Below are 23,360 nucleotides of genomic sequence, written 5' to 3'. Positions count from 1 at the left end.
GGGGGAGTGGGCCGGCCACGGACTGCAACGGTCACTCTCAATGACCGTTGGTGTCAGAACGTCGCCAGCAAGGCGTCCTTCAGGGGCTCGGAGGCGGGATTGGTGAAGCGCCGCTCCAGCACGATGGCCTCGGGCGTGGCCTGCGGCGAGTCGTAGAACGCGGTGTTGCGGTCCTGCCGGGGTTCGATGGCCGCGCCTTCCAGCGCCCCGCCGCCGAACAGGCCGCGACTGTGCGAAAAGGCGATGATGTCCTGGTTGATGTCGGTGGTGCTGCCGGTGGACAGCCCGCCGCCGATGGTCCCGAACGTCAGGCTGGCCCCGGCCTCCAGCTTGAAGCGGTCGCGCAGCAGCGCCTGAAGGCCCGCTTCGGTCATGATCAGCAGGATCAGTTCGTTCTCCTGGGCGCCGATCTGGAGGCCGACGCTGCCGGCGCTGACGGTGTGGAACGAGGGGTCGGAGAACGAGCCCTGGTCGTCGCGCACCAGCAGAACCGCCGATCCGTAGGCGCCGCCCACCACGAACCCGGCCTTGAAGAAGCTGGGCACGATCAGGACCGCCCGCGCCCGGGTCAGCAGGTCGTTGAGCTCCACCTTGAAGCCGCTGTCGGTGCGCAACCGGCTGACCGTCGCCGTGGCGTCGGCGACGGTGCCACGGGCTTCGGCCAGGGCCTCGACCCATTGCGGATCGGTGCTGCCGTGGCTGACGGTGGGACCGGCGGCGGGACTGGCGGCGGCGCCGGACCCGGGGCCGGTCACGACCCGGGGCGGCGGCATGGACGGCACGCCGGGCTCGGGCAGGTGCGTGGTGTTCGGGGTGGCGGCCGGCGCGGGCGTCGGCTCCGGCGTTGGGGCGGGCGTCCAGGCTCCGGGCGCGGTGCCCTGACGTTCGTCGGGCCGCAGCCCTCCCTGGGCTTCTCCCTGAGCTTCTCCCTGAGCTTCTCCGGGGGCCGGTCCCCAGCTCTGGTTGGGGGGCGGGACCAGGGGGACGGGCGTGCCCGTTCCCGAGGTTTGCGACAGGGCGGGTGCGGCGCCGGCCAGGGTCAGGACGGCGGCGAGCGCGACGGCGGACGTCGCGGGACGGGAACGGCGTGTCCTGGCGAGGACCAAGGGCGGGTCTCCTGCGGTTCGACGGCGACAGGCGCCGGACAAGGGCCAACACGAGCGAACGGGGGCGAGTGGCGCGGGCTGGTGCCGCGGGGCGAGCGAGTCCGTGTCGTCCGCCGCCGGGATCAGTACTCCAGGCCCTTCTGGCCTTTCACGCCGCTGCGGAAGGGATGCTTGACGAGCTTCATCTCGGTCACCAGGTCGGCGGCCTCGATCATGGGCTCGGCGGCGTTGCGGCCGGTGACCACCACATGCTGCATCGGCGGCCGATCGGCGATGGCCTCCAGCACGCGGTCGAGCGGCAGGTAGCCATATCGCAACACCACGTTCAGTTCATCAAGCACGACCATGGCGAATTTGGGGTCGGCGAGCATGCCGCGTGCCACGTCCCACGCCTGCTCGGCGGCGGCGACGTCCCGGGCGCGGTCCTGGGTTTCCCAGGTGAAGCCCTCGCCCATGGCGCGAATGGTGACCAGATCGGGAAACCCCTCCAGCACCCGGCGCTCGGCCGTGTCCATGGCCCCCTTGATGAACTGGACGATGCCCACCGGCATGCCGTGGCCGATGCAGCGCAGCACCATCCCCAGGGACGCCGTGGTCTTGCCCTTGCCCGGACCGGTGTGGACCAGCAACACCCCCTTCTGGCCGTCCTTGCCGGCCATCATGCGATCGCGCGCGGCCTTCTTCTTGCGCATCTTGGCCGCGTGGCGGTCATCGGTGCTTTCGGAAGACTCGGCGGCTTCGGCGGGAGTTTCGAGGGGGGGCTTGGGGGCGGCGGGCTCGGTCATGGGGGCTCTCTCCTCGAGCGGGGCCGGCGCGTCAGCGGCCCTCGCGGGTCAGGGTGACGGGGTTCAGGCGCCGTCCATCGGTGAAGCTGCCCTCGCCCCGGCCGTCGGCGGCGAGGCCGCCGACCCACAGCGGCAGGCTCGACTGTCGCGTGGCGCCGTCGAAGCGGATGGTGGCCACCGGCGTCGTCATGGTCATGCGGCGCAGTTCCTCGGCGATGTCGCCAGGGTCGTCCGACCAGGCGCGCTCCAGGGCCGTGGCCAGGGTGGTCATCGCCGTATAGCCGTAGAGGGCACCCAGGGTGGGCATGCCCGCCTGGGGGTAGGAGCGCTCGTAGCTGCGCACGAAGGACCGGTGCGGCTGGCCGCCGAAGGCGCAGCAGGGGTAGCCGGTGGTCACCCAGCCTTGCGGCACCCGCCCGCGCAGCGCCGCCATCAGGTCGGCGCTGCCCATCTGCGGGGCCGCCACCACCAGGCTCCCCAGCAGGCCCTGGGCGGTGGCGCCCTCGACGAAGGCCACGAGGTCGCCGTCGCGCAGGCCCACCAGCAGGCCATGCGGCTGACCGGCGCGCATCGCGTCGAGCGCGGGGCCGACATCGCCGGACAGGGTGGGCACGTAGTGCTCCATGGCCAGGGTGATGTCGGGGCGCGCGCGGGTCAGGGCATTCCAGAAGGCATGGGCCAGCGCCCGCCCGAAGTAGTCGTCCTGGGCCACCACGCCCCAGTGGGTCGCCGGGCTGGCGGCCACCTCGGAGGCCAGGGCGCGCCCCAGGGCCTCGGCGGAGGGGCCGAGCTGGAACAGGTTGGGCTGTTGCTCGACCATGGCGGAGGGCAGGCGGGCGTCGACCGCCAGGAACGGCGTGTCGCCGGCGGCGCGGGCGGCGGCGAGGGTGACGTCGGCCACCATGCCGCCCATGAACAGCACCGCGCCCTGGTCCTTCAGGTCTTCCACCGCCCGGGCCGCCGCCGCCGGATCGCCCTGCGGATCAATGCTCACCACCTCGATCGGACGGTGGCCCATGACGCCCCCGGCCATGGAAATGAAGCCCAGGGCGAGGTCTCGACCCCGCTGGTAGGACAGGGCCGGCTCGCCGATCCGCCCGGTGGTGGTGATGTCGCCGACAAGCACGCGGGCGCTCGAGTCCTGGGCGTGCGCCCGGGTGAGGGGACCGGCCAGGCCCACAGCCATGACCGCGATGACGCCGACCCACCGAACGATGGCCAGCGTCGGGATGGAACGCAACGGGTGTCGCATGGGAACGGAACCCCCCTGGCTTGAGACACCGGGCGCGCGATACAGGGTCGGTCGAGCCATACCGGTATGGCGGCCCGAGGCCCACGCCCGTCAAGAGCCCCGCGTCCGCCGGCCGACGGTGCCCGGCCTCGGCGGGGTCGTTCTGGACATCCGTACCCCGAAACCGTCGGAGGCACGGACATCATACCAACGGTCATCGACCATGACCGATACGGTCCAGGCTCCGCGTCGTGGTGCCCGTCCTTGTGAGTTGGGGCGCCTGCATCGCGTCCCAGGACGGATGAGTAACACTCATCCGCCAATGGAATAAAGGCATACGCCATATCGCGGCGCCGGCGCCGTGGCGCCGTCCGTCCGACACACACTGTCATGGTTGGCCGTCGGACGGGACTACTCGGCGGCCACGCCCCGCGCGCCCAGCGTGCGCAGGCAATGGTCGATCCAGGCCTTGGTCAGCTTTTCCTGCGCGGCGTTCTGACCCAGACGCTCATGCAGCGCGGCGAAGTCCACGGTGTCCAGGTCCTGGTCCTGATTGAAGCAGGTGAACACCACCGACGGCGTGCCGGTCTTGGGGTCCACATGCGGTTGCAGGCACTGGGCACAGATTTCCTTCATCATGCATTGCATGGGGCTGTTGATCGAGGCGATGCCGGTGTGCGCGGCCTTGAGCACCGGGGCCAGCACCTCGTGGCGCGCCCGGCCCACGGCCTGCATCATGCGGTCGGAGCCGATGACGATCACCCGGTCCACGTCGCCCAGCGACAGCGTGGTCTCGCCCAGCATGCCGTTGCCGTAGGCGACCATGGCCTGCACGATGTTCCCCACGAAGGTCCGGTCCTGCGGGCGTTCGGGGACAAAGCCCGGCGCCTCGTCGCAGCACCAGACGATGGCGTCGGCGGCCTCGTGGATCTCGGCGACCTTGAAGCGGTCGCGGAGCGCCTTGTAGCCCGCGAAGTACAGAACCCTGGACCCCGCCTCCCGCAACGCCTTGCCGATGGAGAACAGCACGGCGTTGCCCAGCCCGCCGCCCACCAGCAGGACGGTTTCGTCGGCGGGGGTCTCGGTGGGGGTGCCGGTCGGGCCCATCACCACCACCGGCTCGCCGGGCTTGAGCAGCGCGCACAGGTCGGAGGATCCCCCCATCTCCAGCACGATCATCGACAGCAGGCCGGCGTCGCGGTCCACCCAGGCGCCGGTCAGCGCCAGCCCCTCCATGGCCAGAAGGGTCCCGTCGACGCGCGGGGCCAGCCGCTCGAAGTTCTGCAGGCGATAGAACTGGCCGGGCTGGAAGCGGCGCGCGGCGAGCGGCGCCTTGACCACCACCTCGACGATGGTCGGCGTCAGGCGCCGCACCGTGTGTACCGTCGGGCGCAGGTCGGCGTTGAGGCGCGCGAACAGGGCGTCGCGGGAGTCCCGCCGGACGGCCGGGCGGCGGGCCAGGGCGCGGCTGATGACCGGATAGGCCCGCAAGGCCGAGCCGAAGGCCGTCACCACGTTGCCGGCGAAGGACGGATGCAGGTCGCCCAGGAAGCTCATGGAGGTGCCGTCCTCGTGGACGGCCATCAGAACGTCGGCGTTGACCGGCTTGGAGCGCCGCTCCGGGCTGACCGGCTGGCCGTCCTCGTTCACCGCCTGGAAGAACCGGCCGTCCAGGGCGAACGACCCGGGATACTCGCGGGCGAGGGTGGTGTTGGGCACGGTGCCCGCCGCGACGATGATGGTGCGCGCCGGGATGGTGCGCTGCTCGCCCGTCTCCCGGTGTTCCAGCAGCAGGGCTTCCGCATGGCCGAAGCGGTCCAGGTCGACACGGACCGGGCTCCACAGTTCGGCGATGAAGATGCCTTCCTGAAGGGCCTTGTCCACCTCCTCGTGGTTGTTGCGGTAGGCCGGGGAGTCGGTCAGGCGGCGGCGGTAGACGATGCCCGAGCCGCCCCAGGCGTCCAGCAGTTCCCGGATGCGCGGGGCGCGGCCCTCGATCACGGCCGCCGCGCGCTCGGCGCGGATGGCCCGGGCGTGGCCCAGCATCTCGTCGACGATGGCGCGGTCTTCCTCGGTCCAGGCGGCGCGCACGGCGTCCTCGCCGCGTTCGGCTACCAGGATGTCGTGGCGCGCCAGCAGCTTTTCCACCTGGATCGGGTAGTAGGCCAGGGCCTCGGTGCAGGCATCCACGGCGGTCAGGCCGCCGCCGATCACCACCACCGGCAGGCGCACCTGGAGGTTGGCGACGCTGTCCGACCGCGCCGCGCCGGTGAGTTGCAAGGCCATCAGGAAGTCGGACGCCTGCCGCACGCCCCGGGCCAGGCCGTTCTCCATGGGCACCAGGGTGGGCTTGCCGGCACCCATGCACAGGGCGACGTGGTCGAAGCCGAGGGCGAAGGCATCCTCGGGCGCCAAGGCGCTGCCGTAGCGCACGCCGCCGATCATGGCGAACTCCGCCCGCCGTTCCAGCAGCAGGCGGATGAGGGTCAGGAAGTTCTTGTCCCAGCGCACGGTGATGCCGTACTCGGCCACCCCGCCGAACCCGCCCATGACGCGGCTGCCCAGGGGCTCGCGCAGGACCTCGATATCGTGCACGGGCTGGAAGGGAACCCGGTGGCCGACGATGTCCACGCCCGACACGGACGGGTTCATGGGCTCGATCTTCAGGCCGTCGATGGCCACCACGTCGTGGCCGTCGTTCATCAGGTGATGGGCCAGCGAGTACCCGGCCGGCCCCAGCCCGACCACCAGCACCCGCTTGCCCGTGTCCGGGCGCGGTAGCGGCCGGCGCAGGTTCAACGGGTTCCAGCGGGTGAGCAGGCTGTAGACCTCGAAGCCCCAGGGCAACGCCAGCACATCCTTCAGCACCCGGGTCTCGGCCTGGGGGATGTTCACCGGGTCGCGCTTCTGGTTCTGGTAGATGCAGGCGACCATGCAGTCGTTGCAGATGCGGTGGCCGGTGCCGGCGCACAGCGGGTTGTCGATGGTGACGATGCCGAGCGCGCCCACGAAGACGCCCCTGGTCTCGGCCTCGTTCATCTCACTGATCTTTTCCTCCAGCGGACAGCCCAGAGTCTCGCGGCCCAGGGCGTTGACCTGGATGGCGCCGGTCTTGCGGTCCTTCAGCCCGTGGGAGCAGGCGTCGTTGTCCTGGTGGTGGCAGAAGATGCAGTAATGCGCCTCGTCCAGCCCGTGGACCAGATCGGCGCCCGGATCGGTGAGGTCGAAGCCCTCGCGGCGGCGCAGGTGATCCTGGGGCAGCCGCACCCGGGGCAGGGGGCCGGCGTCGTCGGTCGCCAGCGGGATCAGCGCCATGGGATCGTTCTTGCCCGGCTGGCGGAACAGCACGCCGTCCGGGAACCGGGCGTGTCCGGCGGGCGTCAGGCCGGCCCAGGCGGCGTAGCGGCGGGCCAGGTCCAGGGCGTCGGCATGGGCCGCCTCGTCCTCCATCCAGGCCATGACCTGATCCGCGAACCGGTGTTCGGTCACCGGGCCGCCAAGGTGGGCCGACAGGTCGGCCTCCAGCGCCGGGCCGTCCAGGGTGGCGGCCGCGTCGGGCTTGATCTTCTTGAAGGCGAGGCGCTGCACGAACAACCGCTTGCAGGCGAACAGCACGGCGAGGTCATGGTGCTCCGTGGCCTTGGCGCGGATCTCGGCGCCGATGCCGAACAGCAGGCCCAGGAAGTCCTGAAGATGGGGCGCCGCGGCCAGGATCAGCGCGGACTCGGCCTTGGCGTCCAGCGCGTCGGGATCCCGGCGGGCGTCGATCAACTGCTCCGTCAGGGCGGGATCGGCGCCACGCAGGTGTTCCAGGAAGGCCGCGTCCACCCGGCCCAGACCCGTCTTGTCGTACAGGTCCTCGAAGGCGATGCCGAAGCCAAGAGCCAACTGCGCCGCCGCGACGGTCGACGCGGCGGGGGCGGAGGAAAGACGGTCGTCCATGGAGTGGGTTTCCAGATTCAGGTCAGAGGCATACGAGCACATCGGGCCAGCAAACCGACGCGGCGCGGCGGGGGCGATCGGCGGCGGGGCGATCGGCGGCCGGGTAGGGCGGATGTGGTCGGTCGCGCGAGGCGTGACAAGGGCCGATGCCCGATCCTCGACCGACCCATCACCGCCGGAGTTCTGCCACAGGCGGGTCGGTCAGGGAAACGGCGAATGTGCCGGGGGCGGGTCGGTTCGTCCGGTCGGATCCGTCCCCAGCATCCCCAGCGCCGTGCGGGTGATGTCCTCCAGAACCTCTTTCTCGGGTCGCGCCTTGGCGACGACCCGCACGCCGTGAATCACCGAGAGGAAGGTGCGCGCCAGGGCGCGGGGATCGGTCTCGGGGGCCAGTTCGCCGGCATCGCGGGCGATGGTCAGGCGCTTGGCGAAGGCGTCCTCGACCCCCGCCATGCTGGCCGCCAGGCGGGCGCGGATCGCGGGGTCGTGGGGCGCCAGTTCCACCGCCGTGTTGCCCACCATGCAGCCGCGGACCTCGCCGGACAGGGCCCGTGTCACCAGCTCGGACAGCACCCCCTCGACCACCGCGCGCACGGGACCGGGCGCGTTCAGGGCATCGCGCACGCGCCCCGTCACGCGGGCGTCGTAAAGCTCCAGCGCGGCCTCGAAAGCCGCGCGCTTGCTGCCGAAGGTCTCGTAGAAACTGGAGCGGCCGATGTCCATGGCGGTCAGCAGGTCGGGCAACGACGTTCCGGCGTAGCCGTGCCGCCAGAAGGCATCCATGGCCCGCTCCAGGGCCTGGGCCTCATCGAACTCCCGGGGTCGCCCCATCACCTGATCCCGTCTGTTGCGCAGCGTCGCGAGGCCCGGTCCCGACTCTGGAGGCCAAGGACCCCGTCGGGAAAGATTGGGTCTCATGCTCCGTAATGTAAGCCCCGCCGTCACGGGCGGGCTGGCGCGACGAGGCCGGCCCTCTTGGGTCCCGGCGACTCGGCATGCCCCGGCGGCCTGTCCCTAAAGCGGCGGCGGCATGCCGTCCCAGGCCAGCCAGAGAATGCCGGGCAGCAGCCCCAGGATCATCAGGCTGGAGATCAACACCATGCCGGCCACCTCCTCCGGCCGGTTGCCGTAGCGTTCCGCGAACAGGTAGTTGAACACGGCCACCGGCATGGCGGCCTCGATCAGCACCACCCCCCGGACGGCACCGGTCAGGCCCAGCGCCCAGACCACCAGCAGTCCGGCGCCCAGGCCCACCCCCAGCTTGAAGGCGGACAGGGCGGCGGCCCGCGTCAGGCCGCCGGGGCGCAGGTTGGCCAGGGCCGCGCCCAGGGCGAGAAGCATCATCGGAATCGTGAACCCGGCCAGAAGCTGCACCGTGTTGGCCAGGAACGCGGGCAGGGGGATGTCGGTGGCCTTCAGTCCCAGCGCGACGGCCAGCGCCCAGATCACCGGCGTGCGTGCCAGCGCGCGTAGCGCGAACCGCCCGGAGGCCACCGCCACGCCCAGGGTGAAGTTCAGGATCGCGGTGACCACGAAAAAGGCGACGGCCAGCGCCAGGCCCGGCTCGCCGAACGCGAACAGGCACAGCGGCAGGCCCATGTTGCCGGCGTTGCCGAAGGTCAGGGCGGGCAGGTAGGGCGGCAGGGGCAGCCGCGCCAGCCGCAGCAGCACCAGCCCGGCGGCTCCCATGATGAGCACGGCCAGCACGGCCGACAGCGCCATGGTGGCCAGCGCGGCGCCCGCCAGGTCCACGCGGGTCATGACATGCAGGACCAGGAAGGGCACGCCCACGGTGGTCGACAGGCGGGCGACCATGTCGGTGTCGAAGGGCCAGCCGAGCCGAACCCATGTGTAGCCGATGCCGGCGATCAGGAACACCGGGGCGATGACGGCGAAGAGGGCTGAAATCATGATCTCTGGGGTGCTATGAAGGCGCGTGGGGCGCGCGGGCCGCAGCGGCCGGCCGGCGGCCCGACGGGGCGAGGGACGGAGAAGGAGGGGGATTATGCGCCTGGCCCGTCCCGTCGCAAACTGACGAATACCAACTCGGGACCATGACCCCGGGACCACGGGGACCAGACACCCATGCCGATGTCCGAACCGCGCAGTATCCATGCCACCTGCGTCGCCCTGGCGGAGGGCGGGGTGCTGCTCAGGGGGGCGCCCGGATCCGGCAAGTCGGACCTTGCCTTGCGCCTGCTGGAGGCCCCGGGCGCGCGCCTGGTGGCGGACGACCGGGTGATCGTGACGCAGGACGCCGACACCGACCGTCTGTATGCCGCCGGCCCGGCCACCCTGCGCGGGCTGCTGGAGGTGCGCGGGGTGGGCATTCTCACCCTGGACACCGGGCGCTGGGTGGCGCGCGCGCCGCTGGTCGCGGTGGTCGATCTGGTGGACGGACCGGAGGCGGAGACGCGTGTGCCCGCGCCCGTCTGGGTTCATCCCATGCGCGAGGGGATCGCGCACTGTGGCGCACCGGCAACGCCGCTTCGGCGTTTCGTCCTGTGGCCCTTCGCCGCCAGCGCGCCGGCCAAGGTTCGGCTTGCCGCCGCCGTCGCCGCCGGGGCTATAATCGCCGCCCATTGAGGGCGACGCGGGGGGCCGCCGGTGACGGCTGAGGTTCCTGGAGGGCGGACTGTCTGCCGCAGCCGAGCGTCCGGCCCGGGATATCCGCCATGACCTTGACCCGGATGGCGGACATGCCGTGGCGGTGCGTCTTCTTCAGATCACCGGCGGAGGGGGGCCGGCCATCGTGTCTTCGTCAACCCACGACGAGACGCTTCCGACTGCGCCGACGGGCGCGGCCATGCAACGACTCGTGGTGCTGACCGGCATGTCCGGCGCCGGCAAGTCCTCGGCGCTGGCCGCGTTGCAGGATCTGGGCTACGAGGCCGTGGACAATCTGCCGCTGGCCCTGCTCGACGGCATGGTCGCCGGTGGCGCGCTGGATCGGCCGCTGGCGGTGGTCATCGATGTGCGGACCCGGGGATTCGCCGTTGATCGCCTGACGGGTATCCTGGAGCAGTTGCGCGCCCACCCGGGGCTGGATGTGCGGCTGGTGTTCCTGGATTGCGACGACGACATCCTGCGCCAGCGGTTCACGGAGACGCGGCGGCGCCATCCCCTGGCCCTGGACCGGCCCCTGAGCGATGGCCTGTCCCTGGAACGCGAGCGCATGCGGCACCTGCGGGAGCGCGCCGACGTGGTCGTCGACACCGCGCACTGGACCCTGGGCGAGTTGAAGCAGCGGCTGGAGGACCACCTGGGTCTGGCCGGGGGGGCCGAGCATACGCTGGTCAATGTGGTGTCATTCGGTTTCCGGCATGGTCTGCCCCGCGAGGCCGATCTTGTGTTCGACGCGCGTTTCCTGCGTAATCCTCACTATGAGCCGGAGTTAAGGCCCCTGAGCGGACAGGATCCCGGAGTGGCGGCCTACGTGGAGGCCGACGAGGATTTTCCTCGGTTCTGGGCGCGCCTGACGGGGCTTCTGGAGGTGGTGTTGCCGCGTCAGCACCGCGAGGGCAAAAGCTATCTGACGTTGGCCGTCGGCTGTACGGGCGGACGGCACAGGTCGGTGCGGGTGGCGGACCGGTTGGGGGTGTGGTTGAACGAACACGGTGTTCGGGCCACCGTGCGCCACCGCGATCTGGACCGCGGGGGACGGGTTTAGGCGTAAGGGCCGGCCGGTAGGCGGTCCATGATTGGGGACGGGTGCGCATGATTGGCATGGTTCTGGTGACCCACGGCCGGTTGGCCGAGGAGATGCTGGCGGCGTTGGAACACGTGGTCGGACATCAGCAGAACGTGGCGACCATCTGCATCGGCCCTGACGACGACATGGAACAGCGGCGCAAGGACATCGTCGAGGCGGTGCGGCGCGTGGAGTCCGGTCTCGGGGTGATCGTGCTGACCGACATGTTCGGGGGCACGCCGTCCAACCTGGCCATCTCCATCATGAACCGGGCCAGCGTCGAGGTGATCGCCGGCGTCAACCTGCCCATGCTCATCAAGCTGGCATCGGTGCGGACCACCGAACCCCTGGCGGAAGCCGTGACCAGCGCGCAGCTGGCGGGGCGCAAGTATATTAACGTGGCTTCCCGTCTTCTCACGCAAGACTAGAGACGTCCGGGTGTCCGGGGCCGGAGGCCCGTCTGGAAAGCCACGAAAACCGTAAAATGATGTGGCTCGATTCCACACGGCATGCCGCCCGGAGTGTGTCCGGTGGGCCGGTTGGACGCCAAGGAGGGCCCCGTGGGGGCCCGGTCGGTTGGGTGGGGGACAAATTCATGTCTGGACAACAGCACGGGAGCACCATGGCGGACGCCAGTCCTGGTGAGGGGGATGACGGGGCGGCCGACTCCGCCGACGGTCCCGTCGCGGCCACATGCGAAATCGTCAACCAGCGGGGCCTGCATGCGCGCGCGGCGGCCCGCTTCGTGCGCACCGCCGAGGTGTTCGAGGCCACCGTCACGGTGTTTAACCGTGGCCAGGAGGTGTCCGGCCATTCCATCATGGGACTGATGATGCTGGCCGCCGGTCAGGGGTCATGCATCCGCATCGTTTGCGACGGCCGTCAGGCGCGGGACGCCCTGGCGGCGCTGACCACGCTGATCGCCGCGGGGTTCGATGAGAGCTAGGACACGCAGGACGGCGGCGGACTCGCCCCATCCGGCCGGCGCCGAGGAGGCCGCCGTCCCTGGCGGCGGTCGTGGCGGCGGCGCCGGGGGAGGGGGCGACGGTGGCGACGAGCCCCCGCCCCGCCCGGAGATGGCGCGGCTGCGTGGCGTGGCCGTCGGTCCGGGCGTCGGCATCGGCGTGGTCTATCTGCATGACGTCGGCCTCGCGCCGATTCCCGAATACCGCATCCACAGCGGGTTGGTGGAGCACGAGCGACTCCGCTTCGCCACCGCCGCCGATCGCGCGACCAAGCAATTGCGCGCGCTGGGCAATCGGGCGCGCCAACTGCCCGGGGTGGCCGGCGAGGAACTGAGCTGCATCCTGGACGCCTACGAGCGCATGCTGAGCGGGTCCCGCCTGCTGCGCGGGGTGGACCAGCGCATCCTGGACCAGCGGGTCAACGCCGAGGCGGCGGTGCGCGCGGAAATGGCCGAGCTGATCGCCGCGTTCTCGGCCATGGAAGACGACTACCTCGCGGCCCGCGTCGGCGATATCCGCGAGGTCGGGCGCCGCCTGATCCGCAACCTGACGCAGCGTCCCGGGCCGCAGGGGCTCTCCGGGGCGCCCCGGGGGTCGGTCATCATCGCCGAGGAACTGAGCCCCGCCGATACCGCGCTGCTCAATCCGCGCCTCGTGGGTGGCCTGGTCACGGCCCTCGGCGCGCGCGAGAGCCACACGGCCATCATGGCCCGGTCGCTGGGGCTGCCGGCGGTGGTGGCCGCCGGGGCCATCCTGGACCATGCCCGCGCCGGCGACCCGGTGGTGGTGGACGGCGCCGAGGGCGTCGTCATCCTCAATCCCGACGAGGACACCCTGGCCCGGTACCGGGCGCGCCGCGCCACGTTCCTGCGCGGACGCCGCAACCTGTTGCGTCTGCGCACCGTGCCGTCGATCAGTCGCGACGGCGTCGCGGTGCACCTCCAGGCCAACGTGGAACTGCCCTCGGAGGTGGACTCCGTGCATCACGTGGGCGCCGAGGGGATCGGCCTGGTGCGCTCCGAATTCCTGTTCATGAACCGCGACTCGCTGCCGGGCGAGGACGAACAGGCCAACGCCTTCTGTGATCTGGTGCGGCACATGGACGGCCGGCCGGTGACCATCCGCACGCTGGATCTGGGGGGCGAGAAGCTGGGCCATGCCCTGAAGCTCAAGCCCAGCGCCAATCCGGCCCTGGGTTTGCGGGCCGTGCGGCTGTCGTTGACCCGCCGGGACCTGCTGTACACGCAGTTCGCCGCCATCCTGCGGGCGGGGGTGCTGGGGCCGGTGCGCATTCTGCTGCCCATGGTCAGCACGATCCACGAACTGAGGGATGCCCGCGCGGTGTTGTCCGAGGTGGTGACGTCGTTCCGGCGCGCGAACCGGCCGCTGCCCGATCCGCTGCCGCCGCTAGGGGTGATGATCGAGGTCCCGGCCGCCGCCTTGTCGGCCGATGCCCTGGCCCGGGAGGCCGAGTTCTTCGCCATCGGCACCAACGACCTGACGCAATACGCCCTGGCCATCGACCGCACCGACGAGTCGGTGGCGCATCTTTACGATCCGCTGCACCCGGCCGTGCTCCGGCTGATGCACTTCGCGACCGGCGCGGCCCAGGCGGCCGGGATCCCGGTTTCGGTCTGTGGAGAGATGGCCGGTGATCCGGGGCTGACGGCCCTGCTGGTGGGCCTCGGGCTGCGGGAACTGTCGATGGCCACCTACGCCCTGCCGGGGGTCAAGCAGTGCGTGCGGCGACTCGACGTGGGCACGGCGACCCACCTGGCGCACCGGATCCTGGGGCAGCCCGACGGCCAGCATATCGCCGACCTGCTGCGGCGTTTCAACGAGGACTGAGGGCCGTCTTTCCGGACCGCTCCGGCGCGACGCCCGCGCGCGTCAGATCGAGGGTCACCCGAAGCGGCGCGTGGTCCGACGGCGGGCGCCAGTCGCGGGTTTCCGACAACACCTCGAATCCGGCGATCGCCGGGGACAGCGGCGGCGTCACCCAGACGTGGTCCAGGCGGCGGCCCTTGTTGGCGTGGCGCCAGTCGGCCGTGCGATAGCTCCACCACGTGAACACCGGCGTGTCCGGGTCCGCCAGATCGCGCACCGCGTCGGCCCACAACAAGCTGGAGCGCAACCGCGCCAGGTGAGCGATCTCCACCGGGGTATGCGTGACCACCCGCGACAGGCGGCGATGGTCCCAGACGTCCCGCTCCAGGGGGGCCACGTTCAGATCGCCGCACAGGATGATGCGGTCGATGCGGCCGAACCAGCCCGCGTACCACTCGGCCAGGTCGTCCAGGAAGGCCAGCTTGTCGGCGAAGCGGGGATTGGTGTCCGGATCGGGCACGTCGCCCCCGGCCGGGACGTAGAGGCAATGCACGTCCACCTCGAAGGCCGGTACCCAGGCCAGCACCAACCGGGCGTCGGCCCGGCCGCGCACGGCCTGCGTCCGGATGCCCTCCAGCGGCCAGCGGGACACCACGGCGACGCCATTGTAGCCGGGCATGCCATGCACGGCCTGGTGGGGATAGCCCGCGTCGGCCAGCGCCGCCGCCGGAAACAGGGCGTCGATGACCTTGGTTTCCTGCAGGCACAGCAGGTCCGGCGTTTGCTCCTCCAGCAGCCGCAACACCTGGTCCAGACGGCGGCGGAGGGAGTTCACGTTCCAGGTGATCAGGCGCAGGGGCCGGTCGATCCGCGCGGACGCCAGCCGGTCGGCGCGCGCGGCGATACCGGCGCCGGGGGAGTCCGGGGTGGGCTGTGTGGACGGGGCCGGGGACTCGGTCATCAGTCCGAGAACAGCTCGCGCAAGGCCAGCACCTGCGGCAGGATCTGTTCGAACAGGGCGACCAGGGTGGGGTCGAGCATGTCGCCCGCGTGCTCGCGGAGAAAGGCCATGGCGTCCGGCGCGGACCACGCTGCCTTGTAGGGGCGGACCGAGGTCAGGGCGTCGAAGATGTCGCAGATGGTGGCGATGCGCCCCTCGATGGGGATGGCGTCGCCGACCAGCCCTTCCGGGTAGCCCGAGCCGTCATAGCGCTCGTGGTGGGTCAGGGCGATGACCCGCGCCAGCTTCAGCAGTTCGGAGGTGGGCTCGGCCAGGATCTCGCCACTGATGGCCACGTGGCGTTTCATGATCTCCCACTCGTCACCACTGAGGCGGCCGGGCTTCAGCAGTACTGAGTCGGGCACGCCGATCTTGCCGATGTCGTGCATCTGGCTGGCCTGGAAGATGTTCTCGGCGTGGGTCTGGCCCAGCCCGGCGGCCAGGGCCAGCAACCGGCAACTGTGCGCCATGCGCATGACGTGGGCGCCGGTCTCGTTGTCCCGGTACTCGCCGGCGCGGCCCAGGCGGCGGAGCACCTCGTGCTGCGCCAGCATCAGGTCTTGCGTGCGCGCCCGCACCCGCTCCTCCAGGGACTGGTGCAGGGCGCGCACCTCAAGCTGGTTGCGCACGCGGAGCAAGACCTCGTCCATGGAGAACGGTTTGGTCACGAAGTCGCGGGCCCCGAGCGACAGGGCGCGCCGCCGCGTCTCCCGGTCGTCATGGGCGGTCAGCACGATGACCGGCAGGAAGTCGTCCTTGTGCAGCGGGGCCAGCGTCTCCATGACCATGAACCCGTCCATGCCCGGCATGCGGATGTCGAGCAGGATCAGGTCGAACCGGTCTTCCTGGTGCAGGCGCACCGCCTCGCGGGGGTCGGTGCAGCATCGCAAGGCGGTGTAGCCGGCGCTGGTCAGCACCGCGCGCAACAGCGTCACGTTCGCCGGCTCGTCATCCACCACCAGGATACGGGCGGTCCGCGAGATGCGATCGGGGGTCATGGGTGTCGTGGACTCCAGGCCGGGCCTGCCACCGTCGTGATTACGCCGGTCTTTCGGTGGGCGCGAAGCCGGCGCCGCCCCTGGTCCAGAACCATGACCCCGGGCCAACGCCCGAGGACCATGGCAAACAAACTCCAGGCGTGACCACGCGATCACGGCGTCCGGGGCCGTCCCCGCCATGCGTCGGCTGGCCATGCGCACCCGGATACGGTAGGGGATCGGGATAGAAGGTTGCAAGAGGGCCATGACACGGATGGCCCCTGATCCGAGGATGACCGTCGTGATGGACGTCCCCTGGCCGGACTATGCCCCGATGCACTGGGGCGTGATGGTGCTGGCCTTCGCCCTGGCCGGGGTCATCAAGGGGGCGATCGGCTTCGGCGTGCCCATCGTCACGCTGTCGGTGCTGACCCTGGTGCTGCCGGTCAAGGAGGCCATCGCGCTCACGGTGCTGCCGGCGCTGGCGGGCAACCTGATCATGATGAGAGAGGGCGGCCGGGTTGGCGCCATCCTGGCGCGCTTCTGGCCGCTGCTGGCCGCCAAGGGGGTCGGTCTGGTGGTCGGCGCGCTGATCCTGGCCAGCGTGCCCACGCGCGCCATCCTGGCCGTGCTGGGGCTTGTGGTCGTGGCCTTTTCGCTGATGGGCGACCGGGTGCCGCGCCTGCGCCTGCGGCCCCGCCAGGAGCGGGTGACCGGCGCCCTGGTGGGGGCGGTGGCCGGGCTGCTGGCCGGGACCACCACCATCTTCGGCCCGCCCATCGTTGCCTACATGACGGCGCTGCGCCTGGACAAGGGGACCTACGTGGCGGCCATCGGTACCTTGTGGAGCCTGACCAACGTCATGACGCTGGCGGCCTTCGGCGCCGTGGCGGTGCTGACGGGGCCGTTGCTGGTGGCCTCGGTGCCCCTGGCGGCGGTGCTGCTGGGGACCTATCCGCTGGGCCGGGCGGTGCGCCGGCGGGTGGACGAGGCCATGTTCCGCCGCCTGGTGCGCGCCGGCCTGCTGGTCGCCGGCGCGCGCCTGCTGGTGCTGGCGGTGGTGTGATACCAGCGGCACCGGTCCACGCCCCTCGGTCCTCTACTCCCCGAGTGCCACGCCCTCCCGGCGTGGATCGGCGGCGCCGATCAGGCGGCCGTCCCGGATCTGGATGGCATGCAGACCCGAAACATGGGGGCGAACCGTGATCTCGTGGCCCAGGGCGCTGAGCGCGCCGGCCAGGGTCTCGGCCTCGGTGCCCTCCTCAAGCTCGGTGGGCCCGTTGCGGTTGACCACGTGGCCCATGTCCAGCGCCGCCTGCGGGTCCATCCCCCAGTCCAGGATGGCCACCAGGGCGTTGGCCACGTAGTGGATGATGCGCGAGCCCCCCGGCGAGCCGATCAGCAGCACCGGTGTCCCATCCCGGAACACGATGGTCGGCGACATGGAGGACCGGGGCCGTTTGCCGCCCTCCACCCGGTTGGCGATGGGGGTGCCGTCCCCGGCCTCGGGCGCGCGGGAGAAGTCGGTCAGTTCGTTGTTGAGCAGGAAGCCGCGCGTCATCACCCGGCTGCCGAAGCCGGTTTCGATGGTGGTGGTCATGGAGATCATCAGGCCATCGGCATCGACGATCACGAAATGGCTGGTGCCGGGGCGTTCCGGCTGGGTGTCGGGCGCCAGACGGGCGGCCTCGTCCCAGGGCGGCGTGCCGGCCTCGGCCGGGGTGGCCATGGCCGCCGCCGGATCGATCAGCGTCGCGCGGTCGGCCAGATAGGCCGGATCCACCAGCCCCCGGGTGGGCATGGCGACGAAGTCCGAATCCGCCATGTACAGCGCGCGGTCGGCGTAGGCCAGCTTGGCGGCCTCGGCGTAGAGGTGCCATGCCTCGGGTGAGGGGCCGAGGCCGGGCATGTCGAAGCCCGCCAGCATACCCAGGATCTGCCCCACGGTCAGGGCGCCGGACGAGGGCGGTCCCATGCCGCAGACCTCGTAGGCGCGGTAGGGCACGCAGACGGGCGCGCGCTCCACCACCGTGTAGGCGGCCAGATCCTCCGGCGTCAGGATGCCCGGGTTGATGTTGGTGCGGACGGCGGCGACGATGTCGGCGGCGATCTCGCCCTCGTAGAACGGTGCCGAGCCGTGACGACCGATCAGGCGCAGGGTGTCGGCGAACACCGGGTTGCGCAGCACCGTTCCGGCGGTCTTGGGGGTGCCGTCGGCGTTGAAGAAGTAGGCCCGGGTCGCCTCGAACAGGTCGAGTTTCTTGTCCTGGGCGGCGGCGATGCTGGCCGCGAGGCGGGGTGACATGGCGAAGCCCGTCTCGGCCGTCTCGATGGCCGGCTTCAAAAGGTCGGGCCAGGCCAGCCGGCCGTGATGCGCGTGCAGGGTCTCCAGCAGCTTGAGGGTGCCGGGCACGCCGACCGAGCGGCCCCCGACCACGGCGTCCCACCAGGCGAGCGGCGCGCCGTCCTCGTCCAGCCAATAGGTGTCGTCGGCGGCCATCGGGGCTGTCTCGCGCCCGTCCAGCGTGGTGAGGCGACCCTCGGCCGGATCCCAGATCACGGCGAAGGCGCCGCCGCCGATGCCCGAGGACTGCGGCTCCACCAGGTTCAGCATCATCTGCACCGCCACGGCGGCGTCGGCGGCGGAGCCGCCGGCGGCCAGCACGACCCGGCCCGCCTCGGCGGCCAACGGGTTGGCGGCCGCCACCATGGCCGATGTGGCGACCACCGCGCCGGCCGGGGTGTGTGCGGTGGTCGCTGTCGCGGTTGGCGTGATCCCGGCGGTGGCGCGATCGCGCGGCCCGCCCGTGACCGTGAACACCAGGACGCCGGCAACGGCCAGGGCGGCCAGGATTCCCAGGTTGGTCCGCTGAAACTGGGGCATGAGGCGACTCCGCGGGGCAGATCGACGGGACGGGCGGCCGGCCGGCTAAATCGCCGGCCCGCCGGTTTGAAAGGCCATGAACACTTTGGCCAGCAGCACGGTGATGAGCACGGCCTTGCCGAAGGTGTCCAGGGTATCCATGGCGGCCTCCTGATCAGGGGAAGGGCGGGGCTATCCGCCCGTGTCGCGGATCACGGCGACAGATCCGAGGCGTCAACGATATCGTGTCGCGGAGGTGGAGGCCAGGGGGGTGACCCGGTCCGACGCGGCTAAAGGCTCCAGTACCAGGGCGCGAACAGGCTGAAGGCCACCCACACCAGCAGCAGCAGTGGCAGGCCGGCGCGGGTGTAGTCGCTGAAGGTGTAGTGCCCCGGTCCCATGATCAACAGGTTGGTCTGGTAGCCCACCGGCGAGGCGAACGAGCAGTTGGCGGCCAGCACCGTGGTGATGGCGAAGACGTGCGGGTCCACGCCCAGTTCGGCGGCCAGGTTGATTCCCACCGGCGTGAACAGGACGGCGGTGGCGTTGTTGGTCAGCACGTTGGTGAAGCCGGCCACGATCAGGAAGAACAGGGACAGGATCACCGCCGGCCCCAGGTCCTGGAACAGGCCGAGGGCGGTGTTGGCGACGACGGCGGCGGCGCCGGTGTTTTCCAGCGCCTGTCCCAGCGCCAGCGCGGCCACCACCACCAGCAGGATCTTGCGGTCCAGGGCACGGGTGGCCTGACGCAGGTTGACGGCCTGCACGGCGATCATCAAGACGGCGGCGACGATGGCGGCGACCACGATGGGCACGATGCCGAGCGCGGCCAGGCCGACGGCGGTGATGAAGATGCCGGCGGCCAGGCCGGCGTTGTGGCGCCGGGGCAGCACGCCGGTGGTGCCCGACAGCACCACCAGGTCACGCTCGCGACCCAGGGCCTCGGTATCGGCCCAGCGCCCCTGGATGAGCAGGTTGTCGCCGGCCTCCAGGCGGATCTGCGTCATGCTGGCGCGAATCATGCGGGCGCGGCGCTGGATGCCGATCACCAGGCAGCGGTAGCGCTGGCGAAACCCCAGTTGCTGGAGATTGGCGCCGATCAGGCGGGACGAGGGGGTGACCATGGTCTCCACCAGGACCTCCTGGTCCTGGAGGTCCTTGCCGCCGTCGCGGTCCTTGTCGCGATCCTTCTCGCGGCGCGCGTTGGCGTTGGCGTCGCCGGTGTCCGTGTCGCCGTCGCGCAGGCGGTCGCGGGCGCGGTCCACGCCCAGCCGTCGCGGCGGATGCAGCAGGCCCGGGTGACGGCTGGAGATCTCGGTCAGGGCGGCGCGGGTGGCGGCGATCACCAGGGTGTCGCCGGGCTTGACGGCATAGTCGTCAAAGGGCGGCAACTCGGCGTGCTCGCCGCGCTGGATCATGCGCACGGTGATGTCCGGCAGCGACTTGAAGGCGCCGGCCACGGCCTTCTCGCCCACCAGATGGGAGTCCGAGGGCACCACGATCTGGGAGATGAACTGCTTGCCGTGGTGGGTCATGCGGCTGGCCATGCCGGCCCGTTCCGGCAGCACCCGGGGCAGCACCAGGATCACGTAGCACAGGCCGAGACCGGCCATCAGCAGGCCGGCGGGCGTGATCTCGAAGAACGACAGGGGCTCCAGGCCCAGGTCGATCAAGGCGCTGGAGACCAGCAGGTTGGTGGATGAGCCGATCAGGGTGGTCATGCCGCCCAGGATGGCGGCGTAGCTGAGCGGCATCATCACCCGGCTGGCATTGACGTTCAGGCGCACCGCCATGGCCTGAAGGATGGGGATGAAGATCACCACCACCGGCGTGTTGTTCAGGAACGCCGACAGCACCGCCACCAGCACGATGATGACCAGGACGGAGACCCAGGCCGACAGCCGGGGATGCGTCGCCCATTCGGCGACGCTGTCCAGGGCGCCGGCGCGGATCAGGCCCTCGCCCACCACCAGCAGCGCCAGCACCGTCAACAGCGCCGGATTGGAGAAGCCCGCCAGCAGGTCGGCCGCCGTGACCAGCCGTTCGCCGGTCGCGGCGTCGATCGCCGGGAACAGTTGGAACAACACCAGGAGCACCGCCAGGGTGCCCAGCGATGTCATTTCCAGGGATACCCATTCGGTCACGTACAGCACCACCACGATCGTGGTGAGCGCCAACGTGATCCACATGTGAACGTCAGCCGCGACCGCGAACAGCAAGATCCCTGTCATCCCCGAGCCGGAGGAAGAGGTTCCCGACGGTGGATCGACGCACCCGTCAGGCTCCGCGCGCGGGTCGTCCAGGAGGGAGCGCCAAGGGGCGTGCCCGAGGGAGGCGCCTGGGGACCGCGCGAGGTTTGGCAATCATAGGGAGGTGGAGAGGCGGCGCCAAGGGGCAGGGACGGCGGCGGTGGGGGCGGGGGGCGATGCCGGCGGGCGGACGGGCGGTCCCGGTCCGCCGCATCGGGACCGGACGTGACCGCCCAGGGCGCCGTCCGCTCCGGCGGGGACAAGGACCGTCACGTCCGAACACACATCACAGTCGTGGAGGTGTCGGTGTCCTCATCGGCTCCGATGTCCGGCGCGCGGCCTTGGACCGCCGTGAGAGGACCGTAGGAGTCGAGACCCGCGTGTCAGCCCTTCTTGGCGGCCACGAACTGGTCGTAGGCTTCCAGGGCCAGGGACCCGTAGATGGAGGCCGGGCCGCCCCCCATGTAGATGGCCATGCCGATGGTCTCCAGCATTTCGTCCCGCGTGGCGCCATGACGCACCGCGGCGCGCACGTGGAAGGCGATGCAGCCGTCGCAGCGGACGGCGATGGCGATGCCGATGGCGGTCAGTTCCTTGGTTTTGGGGTCCAGGGCGCCGGTCTTGGTGGATTCCGCCGCCAGCTTGGAGAACGCGGCCCAGGTGTCGGGGATGCCTTCGCGGGCACCCTGCATCGCGCCGGACAGGGTCTTGGTGTAGGCGGGCCAGTCCTTATACATGGATATCCTCTCCTTTGGTCGTGGGGCGTCGCGGGCGCGCGACGCCGGGAACGGGGGTGGTCCCGTGAGGGATTCGAACATTCGAGGCCTCTAAAGTAAGGGGCGCGGCGGCACGGGTCCAGCCCGCGTCCGCCGGTCTCCGGGGGGCATCGGGCGACGAGGCCGGACCCCGGGGCGACGGTGCCCGGAAGACAGGGGGGGCGGTCGCGCGGACGGGTCCGTCAGGCCGGGGACCGACACCGCCAAAAGTCCGGGTGGTCTTGCGTGTTCACAGGGCGGACTGGTTGCCAAAAGTTGGGGTCCGGCACGCGCGGCGATGGCGCTTGACCCGGATCCAAGCGCGCTCCTATGCTCCCGTCGCCGTGCCGGGGCATCCCCCCTGGCTCCTGTTCCCCGCCGCTTGCGAGAGCCCGCCACCGTGGTCACCGCCGTGAATGCCTCGAACATCCCTGCCCCGGGCGCCGACCGAGGGACCGCGCCGTCGTCTGGAAAGGCGGCCCTGGATGCCCTGCTGGACCTGGTGGGAGGCGACCTCGTGCGCGTCAACCAGACCATCGTCGATCGCATGCACAGCCCGGTCGCCCTGATTCCCCAGATGGCCGGCCACCTGGTCGCGGCCGGCGGCAAGCGGTTGCGGCCCTTGCTGATGCTGGGGGCGGCCAAGCTGTGCGCCTATGAGGGTGACCGCCACGTCAGGCTCGCGGCCTCCATCGAATTCATGCACACCGCCACGCTGCTGCATGATGACGTGGTCGACGAAAGCAACAAGCGGCGTGGGCGCGACACGGCCAATGCCTTGTGGGGCAACAAGCCGAGCGTTCTGGTGGGTGACTTCCTGTTCTCGCGGTCGTTTGAGTTGATGGTCGAGGACGGGTCGCTGGAGGTGATGGCCATCCTGTCGCGGGCGTCCGGCGTGATCGCCGAGGGCGAGATCCACCAGCTCCTGACCGCCAACGACATCTCGACCACCGAGCAGGCGTATCTTGAGGTCGTGGGCGCCAAGACCGCCGCCCTGTTCGCCGCGTCCACACGCGTCGGCGCGGTGGTCGCCGACCGCCCCGAGGCCGAGAAGGATGCCCTGGAGGCCTATGGCCGGAACCTCGGCGTCGCCTTCCAGATCGCCGACGACTTCCTGGACTATTCGGCGCGCGAGGCCGACCTGGGCAAGGCCATCGGCGACGACTTCCGCGACGGCAAGCTGACGCTGCCGGTGATCCATGCCATTGCCCGGGCCGACGAGACGGAGCGGGCCTTCTGGGTGCGCTGCCTGGAAGAGCAGGCGTTCAGCGACGAGGACGGCGAGGCCGATCTCGCCCAGGCCATGGACCTGCTGCTCAAGCACGGATCGCTGGCGGCGACGGTCCGGCGCGCCCACGAGTACGCCGAGGCGGCGCGGCGCGCCTTGGACGTTTTCCCGGATGGTGACGCCAAGGACGTCCTGGTCGGCATCGTCGACTTCAGCGTGGAACGGGCCTACTGACGTCGCCGAGCACGAGATGGTCGCCGGGTCATTCGCCGCGCCCGATGTGGCGGCTGACCTGCCGGCGGCCGAGACCACGGACGCCGATCATGGTCGCGTCGAGGTCCGCAAGGCTGTGGTCAGCACCGATCTCTCCTGGCTGAGCGGCCCGAAATCCTCCCCGCAGGAGCCGGTCCTGCTGCCCGGTCTCGCCTGCCTCGGCCTGATCGATCCCGCCGAGGTCATGGCGCCGTATGCCCGCGAGGTTCTGGAGCGGTCGAGCGCGGGGGGCGTTCAACCGATCGTGATCATCGACCAGAGCCAGGCGACACGGCTGCATCGCCACGAGATGCTGATGGTGGCGGTGCGGCTGGGGGAGCGGGCGCTTCCGCTGACGTGGATTGTGCGCAAGACGAGCGGGGCGCTTGGCTTTGCCGAGCAGAAGGTCCTGCTGGAGCGCGTCGCCGCCTGGTTGCCGGACGGGGTCAAGCCGGTGCTGATGGGAGACCGCTTCTACGGCAGCCCGGA

General features: G+C 70.8%; 18 protein-coding genes and 1 pseudogene. 8 read left to right on the top strand and 11 right to left on the bottom strand.

The window, feature by feature from the left end; genetic code table 11:
• Window positions 1-53: 53 nt before the first annotated feature.
• The 6 genes from GGD89_RS12660 to GGD89_RS12635 all read right to left on the bottom strand — a co-directional run bounded on the left by GGD89_RS12660 (window position 54) and on the right by GGD89_RS12635 (window position 8,975).
• Window positions 54-1,106, bottom strand: coding sequence for a lipid-binding SYLF domain-containing protein (locus GGD89_RS12660; RefSeq protein WP_184045799.1), 1,053 nt, complete (start codon window positions 1,104-1,106; stop codon window positions 54-56).
• Between the two features lie 122 nt (window positions 1,107-1,228).
• The gene (gene cobO, locus GGD89_RS12655; RefSeq protein WP_184045797.1) at window positions 1,229-1,891 is read right to left on the bottom strand and encodes a cob(I)yrinic acid a,c-diamide adenosyltransferase; all 663 of its coding nucleotides are present in this window, start codon (window positions 1,889-1,891) and stop codon (window positions 1,229-1,231) included.
• Between the two features lie 31 nt (window positions 1,892-1,922).
• Entirely contained in the window at window positions 1,923-3,143 is a 1,221-nt protein-coding gene (locus GGD89_RS12650) for an ABC transporter substrate-binding protein (protein ID WP_184045795.1), read from the bottom strand.
• Between the two features lie 390 nt (window positions 3,144-3,533).
• Complete coding sequence (locus GGD89_RS12645; RefSeq protein WP_184045793.1) at window positions 3,534-7,064, bottom strand: FAD-dependent oxidoreductase; 3,531 nt, start codon at window positions 7,062-7,064, stop codon at window positions 3,534-3,536.
• A gap of 201 nt (window positions 7,065-7,265) precedes the next feature.
• Entirely contained in the window at window positions 7,266-7,895 is a 630-nt protein-coding gene (locus tag GGD89_RS12640) for a TetR/AcrR family transcriptional regulator (protein ID WP_184045791.1), read from the bottom strand.
• 183 nt (window positions 7,896-8,078) lie between these two features.
• Window positions 8,079-8,975, bottom strand: a complete 897-nt coding sequence (locus GGD89_RS12635) for an AEC family transporter (RefSeq protein WP_184045789.1) — start codon at window positions 8,973-8,975, stop codon at window positions 8,079-8,081.
• A gap of 174 nt (window positions 8,976-9,149) precedes the next feature.
• Here GGD89_RS12635 and GGD89_RS12630 point away from each other — a divergent pair, with 174 nt between their 5' ends.
• The 5 genes from GGD89_RS12630 to ptsP all read left to right on the top strand — a co-directional run bounded on the left by GGD89_RS12630 (window position 9,150) and on the right by ptsP (window position 13,568).
• On the top strand, window positions 9,150-9,650 hold the full coding sequence (locus tag GGD89_RS12630) for an HPr kinase/phosphorylase (protein ID WP_246423088.1): 501 nt from the start codon (window positions 9,150-9,152) through the stop codon (window positions 9,648-9,650).
• A gap of 220 nt (window positions 9,651-9,870) precedes the next feature.
• Window positions 9,871-10,734 carry an RNase adapter RapZ gene (gene rapZ / locus GGD89_RS12625; protein WP_184045787.1) on the top strand — a complete coding sequence of 288 codons (864 nt, stop codon included), beginning with the start codon at window positions 9,871-9,873 and terminating at the stop codon, window positions 10,732-10,734.
• A 47-nt stretch (window positions 10,735-10,781) separates the two neighbouring features.
• A complete protein-coding gene (locus tag GGD89_RS12620) occupies window positions 10,782-11,183 on the top strand; it encodes a PTS sugar transporter subunit IIA (RefSeq protein WP_184045785.1) in 402 nt (133 codons plus the stop codon).
• A gap of 167 nt (window positions 11,184-11,350) precedes the next feature.
• Entirely contained in the window at window positions 11,351-11,701 is a 351-nt protein-coding gene (locus GGD89_RS12615; protein WP_425503042.1) for an HPr family phosphocarrier protein, read from the top strand.
• Window positions 11,691-13,568, top strand: coding sequence for a phosphoenolpyruvate--protein phosphotransferase (gene ptsP, locus GGD89_RS12610; protein WP_246423087.1), 1,878 nt, complete (start codon window positions 11,691-11,693; stop codon window positions 13,566-13,568). The genes GGD89_RS12615 and ptsP overlap by 11 nt, the downstream gene beginning before the upstream one ends.
• Here ptsP and GGD89_RS12605 read toward each other — a convergent pair.
• Window positions 13,555-14,508: an exodeoxyribonuclease III gene (locus GGD89_RS12605; protein WP_343058594.1), complete on the bottom strand. Its 954-nt coding sequence runs from the start codon at window positions 14,506-14,508 to the stop codon at window positions 13,555-13,557. The two genes, ptsP and GGD89_RS12605, sit on opposite strands and share 14 nt — an antisense overlap.
• A complete protein-coding gene (locus GGD89_RS12600; RefSeq protein ID WP_184045783.1) occupies window positions 14,508-15,545 on the bottom strand; it encodes a response regulator in 1,038 nt (345 codons plus the stop codon). Before GGD89_RS12600 ends, GGD89_RS12605 begins: the two co-directional genes overlap by 1 nt.
• 283 nt (window positions 15,546-15,828) lie before the next feature.
• On the opposite strand from GGD89_RS12600, the gene GGD89_RS12595 reads away from it, so the two are divergent.
• Window positions 15,829-16,590, top strand: a complete 762-nt coding sequence (locus GGD89_RS12595) for a sulfite exporter TauE/SafE family protein (RefSeq protein WP_184045781.1) — start codon at window positions 15,829-15,831, stop codon at window positions 16,588-16,590.
• Window positions 16,591-16,623: 33 nt separating this feature from the next.
• Here the strand turns inward: GGD89_RS12595 and ggt are convergent, their stop codons facing one another.
• From ggt to GGD89_RS12580, 3 genes are all read right to left on the bottom strand, one after another.
• Window positions 16,624-18,408, bottom strand: coding sequence for a gamma-glutamyltransferase (ggt, locus tag GGD89_RS12590; RefSeq protein ID WP_184045779.1), 1,785 nt, complete (start codon window positions 18,406-18,408; stop codon window positions 16,624-16,626).
• A 269-nt stretch (window positions 18,409-18,677) separates the two neighbouring features.
• Window positions 18,678-20,576, bottom strand: coding sequence for an SLC13 family permease (locus tag GGD89_RS12585; RefSeq protein WP_184045777.1), 1,899 nt, complete (start codon window positions 20,574-20,576; stop codon window positions 18,678-18,680).
• Between the two features lie 443 nt (window positions 20,577-21,019).
• Entirely contained in the window at window positions 21,020-21,373 is a 354-nt protein-coding gene (locus tag GGD89_RS12580) for a carboxymuconolactone decarboxylase family protein (protein ID WP_184045775.1), read from the bottom strand.
• Window positions 21,374-21,818: 445 nt separating this feature from the next.
• On the opposite strand from GGD89_RS12580, the gene GGD89_RS12575 reads away from it, so the two are divergent.
• Window positions 21,819-22,853 carry a polyprenyl synthetase family protein gene (locus tag GGD89_RS12575; RefSeq protein ID WP_343058599.1) on the top strand — a complete coding sequence of 345 codons (1,035 nt, stop codon included), beginning with the start codon at window positions 21,819-21,821 and terminating at the stop codon, window positions 22,851-22,853.
• 202 nt (window positions 22,854-23,055) lie between these two features.
• A pseudogene (locus GGD89_RS20655) lies at window positions 23,056-23,360 on the top strand (IS4-like element ISMmg3 family transposase); the annotation flags it as partial.

Origin of the sequence: Roseospira visakhapatnamensis, assembly GCF_014197915.1 — a bacterium.
Classification (GTDB): domain Bacteria; phylum Pseudomonadota; class Alphaproteobacteria; order Rhodospirillales; family Rhodospirillaceae; genus Rhodospira; species Rhodospira visakhapatnamensis.
This window is presented reverse-complemented; position numbering and strand designations above follow the sequence as displayed.

Excerpts from the sequence above, each read along its gene's own strand:
- ptsP (WP_246423087.1), top strand. The coding sequence starts at position 11,691 with ATGAGAGCTAGGACACGCAGGACGGCGGCGGACTCGCCCCATCCGGCC.
- GGD89_RS12600 (WP_184045783.1), bottom strand. The coding sequence starts at position 15,545 with ATGACCCCCGATCGCATCTCGCGGACCGCCCGTATCCTGGTGGTGGAT.
- GGD89_RS12585 (WP_184045777.1), bottom strand. The coding sequence starts at position 20,576 with ATGTGGATCACGTTGGCGCTCACCACGATCGTGGTGGTGCTGTACGTG.
- GGD89_RS12580 (WP_184045775.1), bottom strand. The coding sequence starts at position 21,373 with ATGTATAAGGACTGGCCCGCCTACACCAAGACCCTGTCCGGCGCGATG.
- GGD89_RS12650 (WP_184045795.1), bottom strand. The coding sequence starts at position 3,143 with ATGCGACACCCGTTGCGTTCCATCCCGACGCTGGCCATCGTTCGGTGG.
- rapZ (WP_184045787.1), top strand. The coding sequence starts at position 9,871 with ATGCAACGACTCGTGGTGCTGACCGGCATGTCCGGCGCCGGCAAGTCC.
- ggt (WP_184045779.1), bottom strand. The coding sequence starts at position 18,408 with ATGCCCCAGTTTCAGCGGACCAACCTGGGAATCCTGGCCGCCCTGGCC.
- GGD89_RS12635 (WP_184045789.1), bottom strand. The coding sequence starts at position 8,975 with ATGATTTCAGCCCTCTTCGCCGTCATCGCCCCGGTGTTCCTGATCGCC.
- cobO (WP_184045797.1), bottom strand. The coding sequence starts at position 1,891 with ATGACCGAGCCCGCCGCCCCCAAGCCCCCCCTCGAAACTCCCGCCGAA.
- GGD89_RS12620 (WP_184045785.1), top strand. The coding sequence starts at position 10,782 with ATGATTGGCATGGTTCTGGTGACCCACGGCCGGTTGGCCGAGGAGATG.
- GGD89_RS12640 (WP_184045791.1), bottom strand. The coding sequence starts at position 7,895 with ATGGGGCGACCCCGGGAGTTCGATGAGGCCCAGGCCCTGGAGCGGGCC.
- GGD89_RS12630 (WP_246423088.1), top strand. The coding sequence starts at position 9,150 with ATGCCGATGTCCGAACCGCGCAGTATCCATGCCACCTGCGTCGCCCTG.
- GGD89_RS12615 (WP_425503042.1), top strand. The coding sequence starts at position 11,351 with ATGTCTGGACAACAGCACGGGAGCACCATGGCGGACGCCAGTCCTGGT.
- GGD89_RS12645 (WP_184045793.1), bottom strand. The coding sequence starts at position 7,064 with ATGGACGACCGTCTTTCCTCCGCCCCCGCCGCGTCGACCGTCGCGGCG.
- GGD89_RS12605 (WP_343058594.1), bottom strand. The coding sequence starts at position 14,508 with ATGACCGAGTCCCCGGCCCCGTCCACACAGCCCACCCCGGACTCCCCC.
- GGD89_RS12595 (WP_184045781.1), top strand. The coding sequence starts at position 15,829 with ATGGACGTCCCCTGGCCGGACTATGCCCCGATGCACTGGGGCGTGATG.